22 protein-coding genes are annotated in these 21,570 nt (G+C 42.2%); all 22 read right to left on the reverse strand.

Annotated elements, in window-relative coordinates:
* Positions 1-268: 268 nt before the first annotated feature.
* Positions 269-784 (reverse strand): DivIVA domain-containing protein, encoded by a 516-nt coding sequence (locus ACFX4H_RS07465; RefSeq protein ID WP_034313857.1) that lies wholly within the window; start codon positions 782-784, stop codon positions 269-271.
* A gap of 85 nt (positions 785-869) precedes the next feature.
* A complete protein-coding gene (locus tag ACFX4H_RS07470; RefSeq protein WP_057278437.1) occupies positions 870-1,643 on the reverse strand; it encodes a YlmH family RNA-binding protein in 774 nt (257 codons plus the stop codon).
* A 134-nt stretch (positions 1,644-1,777) separates the two neighbouring features.
* The gene (locus ACFX4H_RS07475; RefSeq protein WP_034313862.1) at positions 1,778-2,044 is read right to left on the reverse strand and encodes a YggT family protein; all 267 of its coding nucleotides are present in this window, start codon (positions 2,042-2,044) and stop codon (positions 1,778-1,780) included.
* A 6-nt stretch (positions 2,045-2,050) separates the two neighbouring features.
* Positions 2,051-2,515: a cell division protein SepF gene (locus tag ACFX4H_RS07480; protein ID WP_057278438.1), complete on the reverse strand. Its 465-nt coding sequence runs from the start codon at positions 2,513-2,515 to the stop codon at positions 2,051-2,053.
* 21 nt (positions 2,516-2,536) lie between these two features.
* Positions 2,537-3,208: a YggS family pyridoxal phosphate-dependent enzyme gene (locus ACFX4H_RS07485; RefSeq protein WP_249597839.1), complete on the reverse strand. Its 672-nt coding sequence runs from the start codon at positions 3,206-3,208 to the stop codon at positions 2,537-2,539.
* Between the two features lie 2 nt (positions 3,209-3,210).
* Positions 3,211-4,038, reverse strand: coding sequence for a peptidoglycan editing factor PgeF (gene pgeF / locus ACFX4H_RS07490; protein WP_241637058.1), 828 nt, complete (start codon positions 4,036-4,038; stop codon positions 3,211-3,213).
* A 55-nt stretch (positions 4,039-4,093) separates the two neighbouring features.
* Positions 4,094-4,363, reverse strand: a complete 270-nt coding sequence (locus ACFX4H_RS07495) for a YlmC/YmxH family sporulation protein (RefSeq protein ID WP_034313870.1) — start codon at positions 4,361-4,363, stop codon at positions 4,094-4,096.
* 228 nt (positions 4,364-4,591) lie between these two features.
* Positions 4,592-5,371, reverse strand: coding sequence for an RNA polymerase sporulation sigma factor SigG (gene sigG, locus ACFX4H_RS07500; RefSeq protein WP_034313871.1), 780 nt, complete (start codon positions 5,369-5,371; stop codon positions 4,592-4,594).
* A 150-nt stretch (positions 5,372-5,521) separates the two neighbouring features.
* Positions 5,522-6,241, reverse strand: a complete 720-nt coding sequence (gene sigE, locus ACFX4H_RS07505; RefSeq protein ID WP_034313874.1) for an RNA polymerase sporulation sigma factor SigE — start codon at positions 6,239-6,241, stop codon at positions 5,522-5,524.
* A gap of 58 nt (positions 6,242-6,299) precedes the next feature.
* Positions 6,300-7,226, reverse strand: coding sequence for a sigma-E processing peptidase SpoIIGA (spoIIGA, locus tag ACFX4H_RS07510; RefSeq protein ID WP_249597840.1), 927 nt, complete (start codon positions 7,224-7,226; stop codon positions 6,300-6,302).
* Between the two features lie 372 nt (positions 7,227-7,598).
* Positions 7,599-8,756 (reverse strand): cell division protein FtsZ, encoded by a 1,158-nt coding sequence (gene ftsZ / locus ACFX4H_RS07515; RefSeq protein ID WP_034313879.1) that lies wholly within the window; start codon positions 8,754-8,756, stop codon positions 7,599-7,601.
* 44 nt (positions 8,757-8,800) lie between these two features.
* The gene (gene ftsA, locus ACFX4H_RS07520) at positions 8,801-10,099 is read right to left on the reverse strand and encodes a cell division protein FtsA (protein WP_057278442.1); all 1,299 of its coding nucleotides are present in this window, start codon (positions 10,097-10,099) and stop codon (positions 8,801-8,803) included.
* Positions 10,100-10,354: 255 nt separating this feature from the next.
* Positions 10,355-10,720 carry a small basic family protein gene (locus ACFX4H_RS07525; protein WP_034313884.1) on the reverse strand — a complete coding sequence of 122 codons (366 nt, stop codon included), beginning with the start codon at positions 10,718-10,720 and terminating at the stop codon, positions 10,355-10,357.
* Positions 10,720-11,430: a DUF881 domain-containing protein gene (locus ACFX4H_RS07530; RefSeq protein WP_052137467.1), complete on the reverse strand. Its 711-nt coding sequence runs from the start codon at positions 11,428-11,430 to the stop codon at positions 10,720-10,722. Before ACFX4H_RS07530 ends, ACFX4H_RS07525 begins: the two co-directional genes overlap by 1 nt.
* Positions 11,431-11,473: 43 nt before the next feature.
* Entirely contained in the window at positions 11,474-12,166 is a 693-nt protein-coding gene (locus ACFX4H_RS07535) for a DUF881 domain-containing protein (protein ID WP_063591690.1), read from the reverse strand.
* On the reverse strand, positions 12,153-12,935 hold the full coding sequence (locus ACFX4H_RS07540; protein WP_249597842.1) for a cell division protein FtsQ/DivIB: 783 nt from the start codon (positions 12,933-12,935) through the stop codon (positions 12,153-12,155). The genes ACFX4H_RS07535 and ACFX4H_RS07540 overlap by 14 nt, the downstream gene beginning before the upstream one ends.
* Positions 12,936-13,065: 130 nt before the next feature.
* The gene (gene murB, locus ACFX4H_RS07545; protein WP_377434852.1) at positions 13,066-13,974 is read right to left on the reverse strand and encodes a UDP-N-acetylmuramate dehydrogenase; all 909 of its coding nucleotides are present in this window, start codon (positions 13,972-13,974) and stop codon (positions 13,066-13,068) included.
* Positions 13,975-14,330: 356 nt separating this feature from the next.
* Positions 14,331-15,431, reverse strand: a complete 1,101-nt coding sequence (spoVE, locus tag ACFX4H_RS07550; protein ID WP_377434853.1) for a stage V sporulation protein E — start codon at positions 15,429-15,431, stop codon at positions 14,331-14,333.
* Positions 15,432-15,589: 158 nt separating this feature from the next.
* The gene (murD, locus tag ACFX4H_RS07555; protein ID WP_063576913.1) at positions 15,590-16,942 is read right to left on the reverse strand and encodes a UDP-N-acetylmuramoyl-L-alanine--D-glutamate ligase; all 1,353 of its coding nucleotides are present in this window, start codon (positions 16,940-16,942) and stop codon (positions 15,590-15,592) included.
* A complete protein-coding gene (gene mraY, locus ACFX4H_RS07560) occupies positions 16,943-17,920 on the reverse strand; it encodes a phospho-N-acetylmuramoyl-pentapeptide-transferase (protein ID WP_034313901.1) in 978 nt (325 codons plus the stop codon).
* Between the two features lie 90 nt (positions 17,921-18,010).
* Positions 18,011-19,483: a UDP-N-acetylmuramoyl-L-alanyl-D-glutamate--2,6-diaminopimelate ligase gene (locus tag ACFX4H_RS07565; protein ID WP_034313903.1), complete on the reverse strand. Its 1,473-nt coding sequence runs from the start codon at positions 19,481-19,483 to the stop codon at positions 18,011-18,013.
* Positions 19,484-19,641: 158 nt separating this feature from the next.
* Positions 19,642-21,564, reverse strand: coding sequence for a stage V sporulation protein D (locus ACFX4H_RS07570; protein ID WP_034313905.1), 1,923 nt, complete (start codon positions 21,562-21,564; stop codon positions 19,642-19,644).
* Positions 21,565-21,570: the final 6 nt, after the last annotated feature.

Below are 21,570 nucleotides of genomic sequence, written 5' to 3' on the forward strand. Positions count from 1 at the left end.
TGGCTAGAAAGATTCACAAAAGTGAATCCAACCTCTCGAGCATTCGTAACGTGAATGAAACGCTTCATTTACTTACTGCAAAAGCAGGTTCAACTCAGAACTCAAGGGTGATCTTCAATATCTTCGCTTATTCCGGGCTTTCACCATCCCCGGTTCGCTAAAAATAAGTGTGTGAAGAATTTACTTTCCCTGTCATCGTCTAATTTCATAATGAATTGTATTGTTAAAAAATTATATGCGAAAAAAGTGTTCAAAGTCAAGGAATCGTTTAAATTTCCTCTTCCACTCTCTCATTTAATTCTATTTCAGTCGCATCCACTTCATAATCCAGAAGATGATCCCAATCGTCATTGTCCAGCAAATCCAGCTGTGCACCGACAAGCATTTTGAAACGTGTCCGGAATACTTTGGATTGCTTTTTCAAATCTTCAATATCCATCGCTATTTTCCTTGCTTTCACAAGTGACTCATTTACGATCCTGTCAGCATTTTTCTCTGCTTCCTTTATGATCAGTTTCGCTTCTTTTTGGGCATTGCGCCTTAATTCTTCGGCTGCTTCCTGTGCGACAATAATCGACTTGTTAAGTGTACCCTCAATTGTCGTAAAATGTCCCAAACGATCAAAAGTCTCGTTCAGTTTATCTTCAAGTTCCTTCTTCTCCCTCAAAATCAGTTCATAATCTTTAATGACCTGGTCGAGAAATTCATTTACTTCATCTTCATCATACCCTCGAAATACTTTGTTAAATTCCTTGTTATGTATATCTATCGGGGTTAAGGGCATTACGGCACCTCCAGAACGGTTTCTACTCTAGTATGTTAAAACTCTATATTCGACAATAAATTTATGATTCCTGCTTTTTCTTGAATTATTTTTGTCTGCCTAACGAGATTCTCCACTTATCCTTCTTGGTTTTCCCATCGATTGAAGCTATTTTACATCTGCCAAAACCTCTGATGGAAAGTGTGTCACCCTCACGGCATTCTTCCGAGACGTTTTCCGTTTGCTTGAAATTCACCTTTACTTTTCCTGACGTTATCAAGGACTGGGTTTTTTGACGGGACAAATTCAGGACGGCCGATAGTACACTGTCAAGCCTAAGAGAACTGACGGTGGTTACTTGCTCTTCCCATTTTTCCTTAACTTGAACGATATTCCCGATTGGAAGCCGTTTGATGGAAACGGAAGCATTACCTATTTTCTCCAGATTTCCAGTGAGATATGAATCCATCTCTTCGGCAGCTATAAATTGAATATCCTCTTCCGTCACTATTATATCACCAAATTTTTCACGTTTTACCCCTAGTGACATCAAGGTTCCAAGTATTTGCCTATGTTCAAGCGTTACAAATTTTTTTGGATAGGAGATATCGTATAAGGAGATATTGAAATCAGATGGTTCAGGAGAGTAATAATCAGGGTAAATGAGCACACGTTTTCGCTCTACGAAATCGCTCCCGCCATTGAATTGCAGTTTCGCTTCCGGATCATTCCCTATTAGGGAAGTAAGGATTTCCTGCTGACGCGGATCAAGAAAATCAGATAGTTTCGGAGCGTAGGAATGTTTAACCTGATCAATCCAATTCATGGCCTGGTCGATAAAATCTTTTTCCTCCGGCCTGAAATGCTGATAAATACTCATGATTGAATAAATGCTCCTTAGTTATCAAATTAATGGTCGATCATATGGAATTGATTGAACTCATTCTGCGTTGCAACTACACAGCGGAAAATGTTCCGACTGTGTAGTAATATGCATGTCAGGTTAATTGTTGATTAGCCAATTAATGTCTGTAAGTAATAAATTCCATAACCGCTGGCAAAATTAAGAACCAGCAAGGCCACAAGAGGTGAAAGATCAATCATGCCAAGTGGCGGAATGAACTTTCTGAACGGTTCCAAATAAGGTTCGCAAATTTTTTCCAAAAACTGACCGATTGATGTCTCCCTTGCATTGGGGAACCATGACATCAATATGTAAACGATTAATGCCATTGAATAAATTTCAATTAAATAATATAAACCCTGAAGCACTAGACCCATTAACCATTACCACCTCGCTTCTTCGTACTCCTCTTCGGCGGCGAAGCCGGTAATATTACCGGAAACATCGACGTTGTCCGGGGTACATAAGAATATATCTGTTCCGATTTTTTGGATATCCCCGCTGATTGCATAGACAGTCCCACTTAGAAAATCGATGATTCGCTTTCCTTGGTCATGCTGGATCCGTTGAAGGTTCACGACTACTGCGCGCCTGTTTTTCAAATGATCAGCTACCTCCTGGGCTTCTGCATAAGCACGCGGCTCCAATAATACTACTTTAGAAGATTTCTGTACGCTTTGCAAACTTACGATATTCTGATTGGTATTATTCCCTGCAGAAGCGGACTGCTGCTGTTTAGCTGACTTCACGACTTTTGGTTCAGCCTCCTCTTCTTCCACCACTTCTTCCCTGTACTCATACTCATCATCCAGCGCGAAATAAGATTTAAATTTTGATACGAACGACATCTATAGCGTACCTCCTTAAAATTATTCGCCTACAAGTGCTGTACCAATCCGGATCATTGTAGCGCCTTCCTCAATGGCAATCATGAAATCATTGGACATACCCATGGACAATTCAGTACAGGGGGCATGCTTCAACTCCAAAGCTTGTATTTCAGCCTGGATGCCTTTCAGTTTCCGGAAGCACTCCCGCAAAATCCGTTCATCATCGGTCAATGGAGCCATCGTCATCAATCCTGCAACATTCACCTTATCAAAAGCAGATAACCCTTTTATGAAATCAATAGTCGCCTCTGGATTCAGACCATGTTTTGATTCCTCACCAGATACATTCACCTGCACTAAACAGTTTATCGGATCATTAGCGCGTTTTTGAATTTCTTCTGCCAAAGAAATGCGATCCAATGAATGGATATAAGAAATTTTATCGATGACATTCTTAACTTTGCGTGTTTGCATGGAACCAATATAATGCCAGTTTGGCTTGTCCTTCAGCACTTCATATTTAGCCAATAGCCCTTCGTCACGGTTTTCGCCCAAATCAAGTATTCCCGCTTCCAATGCTTCATTCGCTCTCTCGACCGAAACATATTTCGTCACTGCGATCAACTTTATCGCTTCACGGTCCCTTCCGCTATTTTCACATGCTATATTTATTTTTCCTTCGATGTTTTTTAAATTTTCCACTACTTTCACTGTTACTCTAAATCCTCCTTCCAACCGATAAAACTCATCAATCTGCCTGTCTTCCCGTTATCACGGCGATGTGAAAAAAACAATTCATGATCACAGCTTGTACAGTATGATGTAACGTCGATCTGACTATTTGGAATTCCTGATTTTTGAAGAATCAATGCATTAAGTTGCTTAAGGTCTAACTGATATTGTCCTTCACTGATTAAATTATAGGGCTTTTCGTCATTATCTACCAGCAAATTCTGCACTAAATCCATGACATAATCATCAACTACATAGCATTTTGAACAAATCGAAGGTCCAATAACAGCAAATATCTCACTTGCTTTTATACCCTCATTCAGCCATGCCTCAACCATCTTTCGTGCAATCCCATTAACCGTGCCCTTCCAGCCAGCATGTGCCACCCCAATCATACCATGTGCCGGAGCAAGAAAGTATAAGGGCACGCAGTCTGCATAGCAAAGGGTCAATAGAACGTTTGGGTCCTTCGTATAGAATCCATCAGTCGCTTTAAAGGCTGAATCATAATCCGCAGCACCTCTCCCGCAATCGAGGCTGGTAACCTGATGGATATTCGTTTCATGTGTCTGCTCGGCCCCTATCCATTCATTAAGCGGATACATCAGCTTATCGGCTATAATCCTGCGGTTTCCCTGGACATCACCAAGTTTATCCCCGACATGAAAACCGGTATTCAATGTTTGAAAATCACCTGTACTGACTCCCCCATTTTTTGTGGTGAAGCCCGCCACGAGCTGGAGATTTTTTTGTCTCCAGCTGTCAATGAGCATATATTGGTCTTTTATTAAAACAAATGGCTCTTTCATGCTATAAACCTCTTTATTTTTAGTCTAGTGTATCATATATTTGCGCCATGCACCTTTAAAAACGTTCATCTTTCAGTTCTCCTTGAAATACTGTCTGATGTTCAACAAGTATGACATCCGCACCGATTTTTTTTATTTTGCGCCATGGAATCACAATGTCTTGTTCTCTTCCAAAAAAACCCATTAACCGGGTGCCATTTGAAACGACGATAGCCTCTATTTTCCCCGTGGCCGTATTTATTTCAAGGTCTGACATATTACCCAACTTCTTCCCATCCGCTATATTGACGATATCCTTTATTTGAAATTCTGAAATCCTGGTCACATCGCTCAGCTCCTCAAAAATTCATCATAGATGAAGGTCCTATTCCTATGTATATGACAAGATGCGCTCAAGGATGAAGATTACGATAAATAAACGTCCCCGATTCACGATCCCATCCGGAAGGGATTTTCAACAAAATAAAAAAGCCGCAATGGATAAGTAGCTATGAAGCGGGTATCGACATTTTTGCCCTGCCCGCTTCAGCTAACTTTTTCTCATGCTCAGCTTCTACTGTTGGATATTTTTATTCATTTGCTTGATTGCCGCTTTTTCCAAGCGGGAGACCTGTGCTTGTGAAATGCCGATTTCCTCGGCTACCTCCATTTGCGTCTTCCCTTGGAAAAACCGTTTGCGAAGGATCATTTTTTCCCGGTCATTCAACCGTCTCATGCCTTCATTTATGGCTATTTCATCAATCCAGGTACTATCTTTATTTTTTTCATCACTCAGTTGGTCGAGTACATAAATCGGATCCCCGCCATCATTATAAATCGGTTCAAAAAGTGAAACTGGATCTTGTATAGCATCTAGTGCAAAAACAATTTCTTCATGAGGTACTTCCAACACCTTGGCGATTTCTTCAGCTGTCGGCTCACGAAGGGTCTGGCTTATGAGCTTTTCTTTTACCTGCAAAGCTTTGTAAGCGATGTCTCTTAAAGAACGGGATACCCGAATCGGATTATTGTCACGAAGATATCTTCTGATTTCTCCAATAATCATCGGTACAGCATACGTTGAAAACTTAACATTTTGACCTAGGTCAAAGTTATCTATCGACTTCATCAACCCTATACAGCCTACCTGAAATAGATCATCTACATACTCTCCCCGATTGTTGAAGCGTTGAATGACGCTTAGAACGAGTCGAAGATTCCCGTTTACCAGTTTCTCTCTTGCTGAAATATCGCCATCTTGCAGTTCTTTAAAGAGTTTTCTCATTTCTTCATTCTTTAAAACCGGTAATTTTGATGTATCCACACCGCAGATTTCAACCTTATTACGAGACAAAATTATTCCCTCCTCACAGGAGCGCTGTACAAAAAACAGTATTTCCGCGGGAGGAAAAAATATGCACATGGCTAGAACAGAAAATCCCGATTATTTTTCAATATTACTACCGAAGTATTGATTTGATTGACATTTAAGCACTTTATTTTTTTACACCATTTTATTAAATTCTTTACGAAGCCTCTTAATAATCCGTTTTTCCAAACGCGAAATGTAAGATTGGGAAATCCCCAGCATGTCGGCAACGTCCTTTTGGGTTTTTTCTTCTCCTCCTGCAAGTCCAAAACGGAGTTCCATTATCTGTTTTTCACGTTCCGATAACTGTGTAAGTGCTTTTGTCAGCAACTTACGGTCAACGTTTGCCTCAAGGTCTTTCGTGATAATGTCATCATCCGTTCCAAGTACATCTGATAACAGTAGTTCATTTCCATCCCAATCAATATTCAGAGGTTCATCAAAAGAAACTTCAGAGCGGATTTTGTTATTTCTGCGTAAATACATCAATATTTCATTCTCGATGCATCTCGATGCATATGTAGCCAGTTTTATTTTCTTCTCAGGATTGAATGTATTCACAGCTTTGATCAAACCTATGGTGCCTATGCTGATTAAATCTTCAATGTTGATGCCTGTATTTTCGAATTTCCTGGCAATATAAACAACCAGCCTTAAATTACGTTCGATCAAGATCGAGCGTGCAGCTTCATCGCCATTTGGTAATTTATTGATCAGTATTGCCTCTTCTTCCTTTGAAAGGGGCGGCGGCAGTGCCTCACTCCCTCCTATATAAAATATTTCGTCCGTTTTCAATCCGAGCTTGAACAATAGTTTGTACCAAAAGTAAGTAAGCCGAAGAATGAATTTCTTCAAAATAATTCTCCCTTCTAATAAACGGATTATGGGTCAAATTTAAGAGTGAATCGATGGTTCAGGAGGCAGTTTGCACCGGTATGCCGGTTAACATCTTCGGGTGAACGATAGATTGATAGCTATTGTCGGGAGAGAGTTGTTGAAAGGTAAACGAAATGAGACCCTGCTTGACATGAAATTCTTTTTCTCCTTGAACGATTTTAATATAATCCGGTTTGATTGCGGTTAACAGCTGATGTTCATGACCTACGACTTTATAAGGGATGACACGCATTCTTCCCGTCCATGAATATTCGGGCTGCACTTCCTGACTAATCAGGGTATCGGGGTTTTTAAAGAGCTCTAGCATATCATTCGGAATTCCCGTTTCCTCGCCTGAAAGAGAAATGATCATTACTGGGGAACGTGTAATCGGGTCATATAGGTGATTGCCGCTATCCACCAATCCATGAAACGTTCCTTCAAAGTCAGAAATTTTAACCGAGACCGAAACCATTTGTTCATGTGTAAGCTTGGTCATTTCCATCCCTTCTAATGTTCGCTTGGAAAATTGCCATGCGAGCGGGAACCCGATCATGACGAATATCCAGCTGACAGGGTCGCCAAAACGATTGATTCCGGCATATTGACCAGGGTCCTTGGACACGATTTGGAATTCAAATAGGTAATGAAGTCCCAGAAGGATTCCTCCCGATAAAAATGTCACAAAATATAAAGTGGCCACCGATTTCACGAAAAGTTTTAGCCTATTAAACCCAAAGGTTGCCAGCACCATGACCATGGATACTAAAATCTTCATGTATACCCGGTCGGCAATTGCATAAAAAGGAGTGAATGCCAATACGATAATGAAGGAACCAATCAGTCCGCCGATGCACACCCGCCAAAGAGCTACCCTTCGTTTGAGAATGATTGCGGTCCAATATAAAAGGAGGCAGTCAAATAACCAATTCAATAACCAGATCACATCTAAATATAAAGTCAAACACCCTCCCCTCCTTATATGAACTAACCTTCCACTAGCAAAAAGTATAGCGTACCTGCCCTAAGAAAGTGTGTCACTTTTTGTACTGAAAACTTAAGAGTTTTTCAGTCATTTTTACCCTTTTTGTAGAAAATCAGCTATTGATATTTTCAATACTGTCTTAGAGACTATCCTGCTCCCTTTTACTTCTGTCGATTTATGTTATAAACGTTTAATAATTTCTCTCTCATCTTTTTACATTAATGAATGGAAGTGAGCAAAAGATGGAAGCTCCCTTCTGCCCAGGCAACATCCAGCACAATTCCGTCTAGGGATGCATTTTATTAACGACAAAAAACCGTCCCCAAATGGGAACGGCATATGACGTCGTTATTAACGGCGTCTATTACGGTTACGGAGGAAGGTTGGAATATCCAAAGCCTCATCGCCTTGATTGGCATTACGTGCAGGCTGTTCATTGACTTCTTCCCTCTTCACTTCACGCTTCACGTTAGACTGTGGCGTTTGTTGTGTCTGAGGTCTTGATTGCTGCTGCTGTCCGAGTGTTGGACGTCCAGTAGGCCGAATTGAAGCTTCAACCTCGTTAAAGCCTGTAGCAATTACCGTAACGACGATTTCATCTTTAAGGTTTTCATTGATAACAGAACCAAAAATCATGTTGACGTCTTGATCGGATGCTGTAGCCACGATATCGGCCGCTTCCTGGACTTCAAAAAGACTTAGGTTCGTACCACCGGTAATATTCATCAGTACACCTTGGGCGCCATCAATCGATGTTTCAAGCAACGGACTGGAAATGGCTTTTTTCGCCGCTTCCGCTGCACGGTTTTCCCCGGAGGAAATCCCGATTCCCATAAGAGCGGAACCTTTGTTGGACATGATCGTCTTCACATCGGCAAAGTCCAAGTTAATAAGACCTGGAACAGCAATTAAATCTGAAATCCCTTGTACACCCTGGCGAAGTACATTATCCGCTTCACGGAATGCTTCAAGCATTGGCGTGCTTTTATCGACGATTTCAAGGAGACGGTCATTCGGAATGACGATCAGTGTGTCAACCGATTCCTTCATGGATGAAATGCCGCCTTGTGCCTGTGTTGCCCGTTTTCGGCCTTCGAAAGTAAATGGACGGGTAACTACACCCACTGTAAGGGCCCCTAGATCTTTAGCAATGCCCGCTATGACAGGAGCTGCCCCCGTTCCCGTACCGCCGCCCATTCCAGCCGTTACGAATACCATATCGGCACCTTTAAGCGCTTCTTCAATCTGCTCTTTGCTTTCTTCAGCAGCTTTTTTTCCTACCTCTGGATTGGCACCTGCACCCAAACCGCGTGTAAGCTTCCCACCGATTTGCATTTTGATTTCTGCTTTTGATAGATTAAGAGCCTGTGCGTCAGTATTGACAGAAATAAACTCAACACCCTGTACACCATGCTCGATCATTCTGTTTACCGCATTGTTTCCGCCGCCGCCAACACCTATTACTTTTATCGTTGCTAATTGTTCTAGATTAGAATCAAACTCCAACATGACAATCCTCCTATTTTGACGAAATTCCCGATTCTTAATGATTGTTATTCAAAAAAGTAACCCAGGATTTTTTTGAATTTAGATTCACCTTTTTCACCTTGTTTTTTAGCCGTGTTCTCTTTATTTTTCTGAGAAACCTTCTGGCTGCGCTGGTCGTTATCTTCTTGAGCTTGTCCAGCTGCTACAGGAGTTTTATTAGCGGTGTTTTTTTGCATTCTCTCTTTCTTGCATGCGTGTTTAATCAAACCAACAGCCGTGGTGTATTGGGGTTCCCTAACACCGATGTAATTGGGTTCAGCTGTCCTTACTCGGTTTTGGAACACATATTGAGCTAGCTCCAGGACACCCGGCATCTTGACGACGCCCCCGGTCAACACGAAACCACCCGGTATATCCTGGAAGCCAAGTCTCTTCAAATCATCTTGAATCAACTCGAATATTTCGGTCACCCGCGCTTCAATGATATCCGAAAGCATTAACTGGTTGCAGGTCTGTTGCTGATCGCTGCCGATGATCGGTATTTGGAATACTTCATCTTCAGACGCGTCATCATAATAGGCATGTCCATGCTTTACTTTTATTTTCTCAGCTTCTTCCATAGTCGTCCTTAGAACGATGGAAAGGTCCTTCGTAAGTGTTTCCCCGCCTATAGGTATCACAGACGTATATTGTAAATAGCCTTGTTCGAAAATTGCCAGGGTCGTGGAACCTCCGCCAATATCGACAAGTGCCACACCAAGTTCTTTTTCATCCTTGGATAAAACAAGGGAACCTGCGGCTAAGGGCTGAAGGGCGATATCGGTTATTTCCAACCCTGCCCTTTCCACACAGCGCAGCGTATTATGTAAAATTGTCCGAAGACCTGTGATTAAAATCCCTCTCATTTCCAACCGGACACCTATCATGCCCCGTGGATCACTGATTTCATCAAGTTCATCAACTTTGTAGTGAATCGGCACCACGTCGATGATTTCCCTGTCGGATGGTATCGTTATTAACTCCGCTGCTTCCCTGACACGGAAAACGTCATGCTCGGTAATCTCTTTATTGTCACTGGATACCGCTACTACCCCATGACACGGCTGAAGCGTCACATGATTTCCACTTATGCCGACGATTACCTTTGTAATCTCCATCCCTATCATCCGTTCTGCTTGCTCTATAGCCTTTTGAATGGATTGGACGGTTTCATCTATACCGACGATCGAACCCTTTTTGAGCCCTTCTGATTTAACATTTCCTACACCGATTATATTTAATGTGTCATTGACCATTTCCCCAATGATAACTTTTACACTGGATGTACCGATGTCAAGACTTACGTATATTTCGTTGCTGTTCATTCCATGGCACCTCCTTCAGTTTTATACATGTATTAGTAGAATAACATTTTTATATCGAAGACTTATACATTATAGAATAACAGAACTGTTTACAACAACTGACGAATTTCATAGATAAGCGTTTCATTTTGTATTTCCCGAACAAAACTCGTACTTTATGAGGCATATTGTTCGCTTCTCTACGAGACTGATTTACTAAAAAAACTAGATACTGCCATAAACTATTCGTCATTTATAACTTAATTCCCTTTAAAATTATAGATTTTTTTTCTGCTTTTTCCGGGAGATGGACCATTTTTCAATCAGGATCCTTCTAATCAGGGCAATATTTTGAAAGAGCCTGACACCGAATACAAAGATTGCGGCTAAATATAAGTCTACACCAAGATGTACACCTAGAAAAGCCAAACCTGCGGCTAAAATAATATTAAAGAAGAATCCTGTTACAAATACAACTTCATCATAAAGGTTTTGCAAATGAGCCCGTATTCCCCCAAATAAGGTATCAAAAGCAGCAAGTACGGCTATGGAGAGATAATTTGAATATTCATGGGGAATATCAAAATCCACCAAAAAACCAAGGGTGATTCCAATCAACAGACCAAAAACTGAAAGCCACATCACGATTCCCCCCCATCCATAATGGGTTCCATATGTTCCACGTTAATAGCATTTTGGTAAGCCGGCAATGTCAACTTGCCGGAAGGCACCTTAATCTGCACTTCAAAATTGTCTATAAAGAAATCATCCATAAGTTCGGAACCTTCAATGCGCTGCTTCAGTTTCTTTGGATTAACGGTTATTGCCTGCATTTCGACCGGGTAATGAACCAGAGGATATCCGTCCATTTTCGGCTGCCCATTAATATCACGAATAACCGATGTTGATATATACCTTTGTCCTGAAATGGAAATTTCGTCAGCGCCATATCTATACATTTCATTAATGAGCCGAATGATCAATACTGGTGAAATATACTCGACCTTCTCACCAAGAAGGATATCAGCTTTGATAGGCTGTATAGATACGATTACCCCATTACCTCTTATTTCGGTCAAACCTGCGTCAGTCTTCAATTCGGTCAGGGTGTCACGCAAGACTTCTTCTTTACTCTCATTTTTCTTTGTTTCATAAGATGCTATTTTTCCCTCAAGCTTACTGATACCCTCTATTAATTCCGCCTGGGTCTGCTGTTCTTTCAATAAATCATTTTTCAGTTCCCACATATCCCTTGTATCGGATACGACAGGCTGATTCACCAAATTGAATTGAATAGCGAGCATGAAGCCAGCAATCAACGTAACCAAACTAAAAGAAAGCTTTTTTTTCATTTCCAGTTTCCCACCAATCTTTCATCGAATCCGGCGGTCACGATCACCCTCCAATAATTGGATCAAAAATGATATTCTTTTGCTTTTCCACTGTAAAGATAATATTCTCATTAACCAGCTGTTCCTTGATGCCACCCGGTAAATCCAGTGAAGCACCCAGGATTTCCGGGTCCCCTATCGCAGATATGATGAAGGGAGCAGGATGCTGATGGCCATCGATTGTAATCACAGGCCCATTACAGATTATGTATGAATCATGATTTAACCTTTGGCCGTTAATCGCAACAGCCTCTGCACCTGATATGTATAGTTCATTGACGACCTTGAAGACATGCTGTTCATGGACGAGGTAATTATTAACATTGGCTTCTGATTCCATATCTGTACCATCTTCAAGCGTTACCTGAAGGCCTGAGCCTTTCACTTTCACTTTTCCGAGAAACATTCGGTATTTTTCCGTTTCCTTTGCCAAATTGAAAAAAAGCTGCTTTTCCTGAGCTAGGTCTTTTTCTATTTGGGAAACATTTTCTTGCTTCTGGAGGAGTTCCTTCTGAAGTTCCCGGTTCTGCTTCTCTTGTTCGATCAGCCGCTGCCTGAGCTCATATTCCTGGTCCCAGGCTTTGTCCTTCCCTGCACCTTCACCTTCTTTGGTCAGATTGTAAGAGAAGGCAATCATGAATCCGAGAACCACGCAAACCAGGGGTAAAACCACCCGGTTGCCATTAATTTTCCTCATTGGTGTCTTCCTTTTGTTCAGCGTCTTCATATGCTTTAAAATAAGAACCCACTTCCAGATCGATGACTCCCTTTACATTTGGATCCAGCTGGCTGACTATCGATGGATAGTGAATCATTTTCTCGTATAAAGTCCGGCTTGTCGCACTTACTTCAAACCCATCGTTCATGAACATGACGATATGGTATTCATCGGTTTTTGTAGGAGCGTAATGAATTTCCGAAATGGCATTCTGAATCTCGACAGGAAGCTTGTCCAGCTCTTCTAAAAGCAACTTTAATGCTTTACCCTCTTTGAAACCAATTAAAACAGGGGCAAATACTGGAATTTCTCCTGTTGCTAACTCCTCTAAAACGGACCCGTTTTCCAAAATGGGTGCAAACTTCCCATTATTGGACAGATATGCCATCCTGTTATGTTCCGAAACCGTAATTTTAATGGAATTTGGAAATACCGGTGTCACCTTAACGCTTTTTATTTCTTGATTTTTTTTGATATTGGCTGCCGCTGTCCCTGTATCAACCTTCCAGATGCTTCGATCCTTCTTCACCTTACTCAATTTAATGATCTGATTGGAAGTAATATAACGATTCCCCTCTACCTGCACGGATTTCACATAGCTCAACGGGGATAGGAAATATAGCACACAAGCAACAAGAATGAAGAAAAGGGACAGCAAAAGAACAAGTCGCCTGTTTGCTTTGCTTTTTCTTAATTGTTTTAATTTCGGGATGCGGTCCTCAATGGAAACGATTTTTCCCTTTTCCATCCCCTTCACCTCTTCCTGAAAAAATGGATGGTTCTTGACAGTGCGAAATCAAGACAAACTCAATATTATGTTCTTAACAAACTTTAAAGGTAACACATTATATCACAATATTTGGATATAATGAATCCCGTTATTTTCTTCCGATAATTTCCACTTCTGTTTCCATTTCAACTTCAAATTTATCATATACAGTATCCTTCACATGCTGTATCAAGGCTTGAACATCCGCTGCACTTCCATTACCTGTGTTAACGATGAAGTTCCCGTGCATCGGAGAAATCTGAGCTCCGCCAATAGAATGTCCCTTCAGGCCTGCATTCTCGACCAATTTACCAGCATGGTGTGGAAGTGGATTCCTAAATATGCTCCCGGCACATGGAAGATTATATGGCTGGGTATCTTTACGATAATTCTTGTTATTTTGCATTCTTTCAACGATTTCGGTTTTATCCCCCTCTGTCAATTGAAAAATTGCTTCCAGTACGATACCAGGTCTTTTCTTCTGAAGCAGAGAAGTTCGATAAGAAAACTCCATTTCCTCTTTCGAAAGCCAAGCTAGAGTTCCATCTTCAAAAAGAACATGTGCCTGCTTGAGGATTTCACTCATATCGGAACCATGTGCACCAGCGTTCATATAGACCGCTCCGCCGACGGAACCAGGAATCCCACTGGCAAATTCCAATCCTGCATATCCTTTTTTACTGATTTGTACGGAGAGGCTGACAAGTGATACCCCAGCTCCTGCTTTGATCTCCGTCCCATTTATCTCGAGATGATCAAGTCCTCTACCCAATTTAAGCACGGCACCTTCAATTCCGCCATCACTGACCAGCAGGTTCGAGCCCCTGCCGATCACCCTCCACGGCATCCCATTTTCTTTGATGACCTGCAACGTTTTTTCTATATTTTCAATGGATGACGGCATGATGAATAAATCAGCCGGCCCCCCAATTTTCATAGTTGTATGATTTGCAAGCGGTTCCTGTTCAAGAACTTTGCCGATTTTCATTTCAGTTAATTGCTTTATCACATTATCCATGATAAACCTCCTTGTTGTTCCAAAATTCCAAGTTATAATTTTCATTTCCTCTTCCATGAGGTCACTTATATTACAAGATTAATAACGCCTTTTTAGCAGAAAAATGAACAGAAGCAAGCCCCAGTACGGCCTAACCCTCTTATACTATAGTCTAAACAAAGACGTATTGCCAATATTTATTGTGGATTCCCCAACATTCATACATGGTAATATTTAAGCGGCATTTCATTTATTTCTAAATTTCGGCAATCCCCCCCAAAAAATCGTTTTTCCTGGAAGGGTTTTCAACGAAAAAAAAAGGGGAGCCCTGCGTTTAACAGGACTTCCCTTTTGCCAAACCACATTTTTTACTTATTTCAGAACCTCGAATATCGACTAATATTCAGGAGCACCCCAATCGCCATCAGCATGAGCGTCAGCGATGAACCGCCATAACTTAAGAGGGGCAAGGTGATACCCGTAACCGGCATAAGTCCCGTTACCACTCCTATATTGATCATCACTTGAATGGCTACCATCGCAATGATTCCCACCGCTACAAGGCTCCCGTATAAATCAGGGGCACCAAGTGCGATACGAATGCCCCGCCAAAGCATTAGCGCAAATAATAAAATGACAAGAGATCCCCCGATGAAGCCAAGTTCCTCGGAAAGTATGGCAAAAATGAAATCAGTCTGCGGTTCGGGTAAATAGAAAAACTTTTGGCGGCTTTGCCCGAGCCCCAATCCGAACAATCCCCCTGGCCCGATTGCATAAAACGATTGAATCATCTGAAATCCACTGCCCAAAGGGTCTTCCCATGGATCCAGAAAAGACGTGATCCTTTTTATCCGGTAAGGCGCTGACAAAATCAGACCGATAAAACCTACTACCCCAATTAGCCCCAAGCCGACAAAATGACTGATTCTTGCCCCGGAAATAAAAATCATGACAATGCACGTTCCAACCATTACCGTTCCCGTTCCAAGGTCTGGCTGTAACATGATCAAACCAAATGCCAAAAACACTAAACCCAAGGATGGAAGCATCCCTTTTTTAAAGGAGGTGATCAGCTTTTGCCGTTCTGATAAAAACTTAGCTAAAAAAGCGATCATCGCCAGCTTCATGAACTCAGAGGGTTGGACCGAAAAAGCACCTACACCAATCCAGCTCCTCGAACCATTTCTCGCCATCCCTATACCTGGTACAAGCACAGCCAGTAACATAATGAAACAAATGATGATAAGGATTTTGGCCCATGTCCTCCACGTCCAGTAATCCACATTCATGATGAAAAACATGGCTATGACACCGACGCAGGCAAAAAGCAACTGCCTTTTAGCAAAATAAAACGAATCATCAAATTTATATGTTGCCCAAATGGCACTCGCGCTGTAAACCATGATTAATCCAACAGTCAAAAGACTTAAGGTGACGATAATGAGAATGAGATCAGGATTCGATTTTTTTAATGGCACGGACATCCACCTCTAGGAAGTTTTTAGCCTACGAATATAAACATCAGTGCTGATTGCTTGTTCAGCACTTTAGTCAAAAAAAAAGCGATAACGGCTCATTATCGCTTTTTTTCATGGTGTCAACGTAGAAGCAGGTTCACTTCTCTCTGCGAAAGCTCTTACTTAAGTTTATGCACGGCCTCCATAAACATGTCTCCTCTTTGCTCAAAAGTTTTATATTGATCCCAGCTTGCACAAGCCGGGGAGAGAAGAATACAGTCGCCTTCATTTGATAATTCAAATGCAGCCGGTACGGCCTTTTCTACATTATCGACACGTTTTATATTCGCTATTCCTATTTCTTTGGCTACCCGTTCAATTTTTTCCGCCGTTTCGCCAAAAGTTATCACGGCTTTGACATTTTTCATCGCCGGTTTCAACTCATCAAATTCATTTCCGCGATCCAGACCGCCTGCCAATAAGATGACCGGTTCCGTAAAGGATGTTAACGCTTTGGACGCTGCAAGAATGTTCGTCGCTTTCGAATCATTATAAAATTTACGGTTATCGATCGTTGCCACGAACTGCAGACGGTGCTCCACACCATAAAATGTTTTCAATACAGTCTGAATGGCTTCATTAGCTACACCCTTAAGCTTGGCCGCTGAGATGGCGGCGAGTACATTTTCCAAATTATGCTTCCCGGGAAGGGCTATCTCTGAAACTTCAATGATTTTTTCCCCTCGGAAACAGGCGGCACCATCTTCCACATAGGCTCCATTCTCATGTTTCACTTCAGCTGAAAATGGTACAAGTTGTGCCTTGGTCTCTTTCGCCATGGATAAAACAAGATCTTGATCTGCATTATAAATCATGAAATCTGATGCTATTTGATTTTTCGTGATGGCAGCTTTTGCTTCGACATATTCCTGTTTGGAACTGTGATAATCCAAATGTGCATCATATAAATTTGTCACGATTGAGATTTCAGGACGAAATTCGTCTATTCCCATTAACTGAAACGATGATAATTCTATGACGATCGAGTCATCTGGTTTTGCATGTTCAGCAACACCAGATGCCACTGTCCCGATATTACCGGCAATCAGCGGGGATTTTTCACCGGACTTCAACATTTCGTATATCAATGTTGTCGTGGTCGTTTTCCCATTTGTACCAGTGATTCCTATGAAAGGTGCTTCACTTATCTGGTAGGCCAGTTCAACTTCCGTGATAACAGGAATCCCTTTTTCCAATGCCCCTTTTACGATAGGGTTCCGATAGGGGATTCCCGGATTTTTCACGATCAGCTCGAACCCCTCATCCAGAAGCTCGATTGGATGACTGCCGCAGATGACTTTGATACCCTGTTCAAGAAGTCCTTGCGCCTCAGGATTTTCCGATAATGGCTTCATGTCATTAACCGTCACGAAAGCACCTAATTTATGTAGAAGCGAAGCTGCCATCACTCCGCTTTTTGCCAAACCCAATACTAATATCTTTTTCTCTGAATACTTTGCAGTCTCTTTCAATTATATCCACACCTCTAAATAGATTCCGAGTACCGCACACAGCAGCCCCACTGTCCAGAAAGTGACGACGACACGCCATTCCGACCAGCCGGAAAGCTCATAATGGTGGTGAAGCGGACTCATTTTAAATATACGTTTACCAGTCGTTTTAAAAGATCCTACCTGAAGGATGACCGAGAGCGTTTCAATGACGAAGACTCCGCCAATGATTACCAGGAGGATTTCAAGCTTCGTTAACAAGGCGATGGTTGCGATCGCTCCCCCAAGGGCCAAGGAACCCGTATCCCCCATGAAAACCTTTGCCGGGTGTGCATTGAATACCAAAAATCCGAGTACTGCACCGACAACCGCCACCGAAAAAATGGCGACATCATATTGTGACTGACTCCAGGCCAAAATGGCAAAAGCACCAAAGGCAATGGCTGATGTCCCTGAGACAAGTCCATCAAGCCCATCCGTCAAATTGACGGCATTCGAAAAGCCTACCAGCCAGAATATAACGATGAACAGATAAAACCAGCCAAAATCAAAAGCAAAGTCAGTGCCTGGAATCGTCAATTCAGGATTAAAACGGTCTGTCTGCTTGAATACGAAGTAAAAGATGACCGAAATCACAATTTGTCCAAGCAGTTTTTGCTTGGAAGTCAGTCCCAGGTTACGCTTCATGACCACTTTGATGAAATCATCAAGGAAACCTAATAAACCAAAACCTAAAGTAACGAATAATAATAAATACGTTTCGGTTGAAGGTGCCGAAAATTTCAAAGTCATGACTAGTGTAGCGATGGTAACAGATAATAATATGACCAAACCGCCCATGGTGGGTGTTCCCGTTTTTTTCAAATGCGATTGCGGGCCTTCTTCCCTAATACTTTGCCCGAATTTCAATCTTCTTAAAAACGGGATGAAAATCGGCGAAAGAAGAACGGTTACTAAAAACGCCACCAAAATCGTATAAAAAATCACTTGTTCCAACATTCCTTATTCCCTCATTCCTAACACAATTCAAATATTAAATTCTGCTTGATGTCTTTTCCTATTTTGTTGCAGGGCAATTTCAGCGTTGGTTCAAACTGAACCCAAACGACTTTGAATCGCCTTTTCCGCTTCCTCACGGTCATCGAAGTGAAGCACTTCGTCACCGACCAATTGATAGGTTTCATGTCCTTTTCCAGCAATTAATATAACGTCGCCCTCTTCCGCCTTGGAAACTGCGTAAGCTATCGCCTGCCTGCGGTCTTCAATAACCGTATATTCTTTGCCTGCTACACCAGCTTCCATATCCCGGAGAATCTGGGCAGCATTTTCACTGCGTGGATTATCCGAAGTGAAGATCGGGTCAGTCGCCAAGCTGCATGCAATTTGCGCCATGATTGGACGCTTTGTCTTGTCTCGGTCCCCGCCGCAGCCCACTATCACGTAAATTTTCTTTTTAGCAAACTCACCAACAGTCTTCAGAACATTTTCCAAACTGTCCGGAGTATGGGCATAGTCAACAATGACCGGGAAGTCCTGATTCGCTGAAATGAGCTCAAAACGGCCTGCAACACCTTTTATATCCTCGATGGATCTAATTGTCTCATCCAGATCGTTACCGGCACACAAAGCAGCAGAGATGGCAGAGAGTACATTATAAACACTGAATTTACCAATTAGCTTCAGCTGAATGTATCGCTCTTCTTTACCTGCTGTCAAGGTGAACGATGTGCCATTTGCATTAATTTTTATATCTTTGGCCCTGATATCCGCTTCATTGTCTATGCCGTATGTAACGACTGTAGCGGCAGTCGCCTTAATGAAATCGGCAGTTGCCTCATCATCAGCATTAAGCACAGCATATTTAGGGCGATTTTCTATGTAAGCATTGCCAAGCTGTGAGAAAAATAAGGATTTTGCCTGCCTGTATCTGTCCATGGTTTTATGAAAATCCAAATGATCCTGTGTGAGATTCGTAAAGACGGCAATATCATAATCACAGCCATGGACGCGCCCAAGCTCAAGTGCATGCGATGAAACCTCCATAATGGCCGTGGAGACGGATGCTTCGGCCATTTCATGAAAAGCCTTCTGCAGTGTAACGCTATCTGGCGTCGTATTCTTGGTTTCATATACCGTATCGGCGATTTTTGTATACATCGTGCCAATCAAGCCTGTTTTTTCATGTCGATCCTCGAAAATCTTTTCCAATAAGTGACTGGTCGTCGTCTTTCCATTCGTTCCTGTAATTCCGATCAAGCGCATCTTTTGAGTCGGATGGCCATAAAATGCATCGGCAAGAACCGCCATCGCCCTGCTCGAATCCCTGACTACGATCACGGGAACATCGAGGTCAAGCGGCCTTTCGGCAATGACTGCTGCAGCTCCATGCTCTACAGCAAGTTGGGCAAAATCATGACCATCGACTGTATAACCTTTTATACAAACAAATAAACTTCCGTCTATGACTTTACGGTTATCATTTTCAATGGAGGTGATTTCAGGATTTTCTCCTTCATACGTAAATAAGGAGTGTAAATAAGATAGTAATTTGTGAAGCTTCATTTTTCCATCCCTCTCAACTTAATTTGAGGATTCATTATATGTGATTAGCCTTGGCTTGTCGAGAAACCAATTTCAATTATACGGGGTTATCCCGACTCCGTAAACAAAGCGGCTGATGAATCTTCAGCCGCTTTAACTATTCATATATTATATTATACTTATTCTGTATTTTCGCCAAGATAAATTCTTATTGTAGAGCCTTGTTTTACTTTAACACCTGGATCTGGGGCTTGATTTATGACTTTATCCCCATTTCCGGCAATATCAAGCTTAAGGTCGATGAGCTGGGTTTGCAACTCTTTTTTGCTGAGACCCACGACGTCTGGTACCTCGACCATGACGGGATCCGTCCAGACCGTCTCCTTCTCAATCTGGTTTTTCCTTGGCTTGACGCCCATGGCCCTAAGTGAATCCTCCATGATATTCCCAACGATCGGTGCAGCAACGACCCCGCCGAATTGTACCGTTCCTTTCGGATTATCCACAGCTATATAAACGACGATTTGCGGATCATCCGCTGGAGCGACACCAATGAATGAGAGAATATAATTATTTTCAAGGTATCTGCCATTTTCAGCTTTTTGGGCTGTACCCGTTTTCCCGCCGACGCGGTACGACTCCACGAATGCTCCTTTGCCGCTTCCTTGGGCGACAACGGATTCAAGCGCTTCCCGGACTTTCTTCGAGGTTGCTTCTGAAATCACCTTTTTCTTCGCCTGAGGGGTCTTTCGCATCAGCACTTCCCCATTTTTTGGATTCACGAGTTCCTTCGCGATATATGGTGTATACAAAGTCCCGCCATTCACGGCTGCCGATACCGCTGTCACCTGCTGAATGGGCGTTACGGCTACACCTTGTCCAAACGCAGTAGTTGCCTGCTCTACCGGACCCACTCGATCCATGTTGAACATGATTCCTTTTCCTTCTCCGGTTAAATCAATTCCCGTCTTTTGCCCAAAACCGAAATCATTTATATATTTAAACAGCTTGTCTTTACCAAGCCGGTTCCCTAATTCTACAAAACCCGGGTTACATGAATTCTCGACCACTTCAAGAAAAGTTTGATCCCCATGCCCTCCGCTTTTCCAGCAATGCAGCGTTGATCCTGACACTTCCACATGTCCGGAATCATAAAAATGTTCCTTTTGTAAGTCGACCTTCCCTTCCTCAAGCGCCGCAGCAAGCGTGATGATCTTAAAAGTCGATCCTGGTTCATATATACTCCAAACTGGTAAATTACGATTATACACTTCCGAGGGGACATTTTGAAAATTGGCAGGGTCGAAGGTTGGCCTGCTGGACATTGCCAATATTTCCCCAGTGTTCGGGTCCATTGCAATGGCAATTATACCATCAGGATCATATGTCGCCTCCGCATTATCGAGCTCCCTCTCCACAATTGTCTGGATTTTGCTATCGATGGTCAGCTTCAAATTATCACCATCAACAGGGGGCTTATAGTCATCGGCCATATTCTCAAGCCTTTTCCCTTTCGCATCGGAGTAAAATTTAACGAATCCTTTTTCCCCGCTTAGTTCCTTATCATAAGACAATTCAATACCCATCAACCCTTGATTGTCAGAGCCTGTAAAGCCAAGAACATGTGAAAGGTATTCACCAAATGGGTAATGGCGCTTTGAATCTTCAGCGATGTATACGCCCTTTATCCCCAATGCTTTAATTTCCTTCGCCTTTTCGTGAGATATCTTTCTGCCTTCCGGAATTCTGACGCTCATCGCCTGTTTCGTTAACCATTGATAAGCCTTTTCCTTTGTCATATCCAATATTGAAGCAAGCTGTTCCGCCGTCTCCCCAGGATTCTCAATCTGTCTAGGTATGACATAGACTGTTGGCGCAGATATATTCGTTGCCAGCTCGACACCATTCCTATCAAGGATTTCTCCTCGTTTGGCTTCAAAAGGAATATTCCTGCTCCAGGAATCTTTAGCCAGCCCCGTCAACTTATCCCCTAGATAAAACTGTACAATTCCCAATCGGATATCAATGATAAAAAAAACAACGATACCGATCGCCAATGCGATTGCCAGCCGTTTTCGGACAGTAACATTCGAAACACGCAAAAACAG

This window comes from Peribacillus sp. YIM B13477, from assembly GCF_042787955.1.
Taxonomy (GTDB): Bacteria; Bacillota; Bacilli; order Bacillales; family DSM-1321; genus Peribacillus; species Peribacillus frigoritolerans.